Genomic DNA, 1,027 nt, shown 5'->3' with positions numbered 1-1,027 from the left:
TACCATGTCATTAATTTTGTTGATAATCCAGTCAATAGCTAGTCCATCTCTGATCCAACCTAAAACTTTACCTTTGTTAGCCCAAGCCCATGAAGCAGCTTTAGCTCCTAATTGGCCTACGATTCTTAAAAATGCAACCATGATATATACCTCCTAATATAGTAATTATAAAATTTTTAATTATTAGCTTACCATGTCATTAATTTTGTTGATAATCCAGTCAATAGCTAGTCCATCTCTGATCCAACCTAAAACTTTACCTTTGTTAGCCCAAGCCCATGAAGCAGCTTTAGCTCCTAATTGGCCTACGATTCTTAAAAATGCAACCATGATATATACCTCCTAATATAGTAATTATAAAATTTTTAATTATTAGCTTACCATGTCATTAATTTTGTTGATAATCCAGTCAATAGCTAGTCCATCTCTGATCCAACCTAAAACTTTACCTTTGTTAGCCCAAGCCCATGAAGCAGCTTTAGCTCCTAATTGGCCTACGATTCTTAAAAATGCAACCATGATATATACCTCCTAATATAATAATTGTAAAATTTTTAATTATTAGCTTACCATGTCATTAATTTTGTTGATAATCCAGTCAATAGCTAGTCCATCTCTGATCCAACCTAAAACTTTACCTTTGTTAGCCCAAGCCCATGAAGCAGCTTTAGCTCCTAATTGGCCTACGATTCTTAAAAATGCAACCATGATATATACCTCCTAATATAATAATTGTAAAATTTTTAATTATTAGCTTACCATGTCATTAATTTTGTTGATAATCCAGTCAATAGCTAGTCCATCTCTGATCCAACCTAAAACTTTACCTTTGTTAGCCCAAGCCCATGAAGCAGCTTTAGCTCCTAATTGGCCTACGATTCTTAAAAATGCAACCATGATACATACCTCCTAATATAGTAATTGTAAAATCTCTAATTATTATTGTGCCGATTCGTAAATCTTTGTTGATAATCCAGTCAATACCTAGTCCATCTCTGATCCAAGCTAAAACTTTACCTTTGTTAGC

General features: G+C 33.5%; 6 protein-coding genes. All 6 read right to left on the bottom strand.

Going from position 1 to position 1,027, the window contains the following annotated elements:
• A partial coding sequence (locus JFT95_RS29335; RefSeq protein WP_098437954.1) for an aureocin A53 family class IId bacteriocin occupies nucleotides 1–141 on the bottom strand: 141 nt, incomplete at its 3' end.
• A gap of 42 nt (nucleotides 142–183) precedes the next feature.
• The gene (locus JFT95_RS29330; protein WP_106102811.1) at nucleotides 184–330 is read right to left on the bottom strand and encodes an aureocin A53 family class IId bacteriocin; all 147 of its coding nucleotides are present in this window, start codon (nucleotides 328–330) and stop codon (nucleotides 184–186) included.
• A 42-nt stretch (nucleotides 331–372) separates the two neighbouring features.
• Nucleotides 373–519, bottom strand: coding sequence for an aureocin A53 family class IId bacteriocin (locus tag JFT95_RS29325; RefSeq protein WP_106102811.1), 147 nt, complete (start codon nucleotides 517–519; stop codon nucleotides 373–375).
• A gap of 42 nt (nucleotides 520–561) precedes the next feature.
• Complete coding sequence (locus JFT95_RS29320) at nucleotides 562–708, bottom strand: aureocin A53 family class IId bacteriocin (protein WP_106102811.1); 147 nt, start codon at nucleotides 706–708, stop codon at nucleotides 562–564.
• Between the two features lie 42 nt (nucleotides 709–750).
• Nucleotides 751–897 (bottom strand): aureocin A53 family class IId bacteriocin, encoded by a 147-nt coding sequence (locus JFT95_RS29315; protein ID WP_106102811.1) that lies wholly within the window; start codon nucleotides 895–897, stop codon nucleotides 751–753.
• On the bottom strand, nucleotides 857–1,027 hold a 171-nt coding region (locus tag JFT95_RS30200), incomplete at its 5' end, for an aureocin A53 family class IId bacteriocin (protein WP_201054125.1). The genes JFT95_RS30200 and JFT95_RS29315, both read right to left, overlap by 41 nt.

Origin of the sequence: Bacillus sp. TH17, assembly GCF_016651125.1 — a bacterium.
In the GTDB taxonomy this organism is placed as follows: domain Bacteria; phylum Bacillota; class Bacilli; order Bacillales; family Bacillaceae_G; genus Bacillus_A; species Bacillus_A mycoides.
The sequence above is the reverse complement of the archived record's forward strand: the minus strand, read 5'-3'. Positions and strand labels throughout refer to the sequence as shown.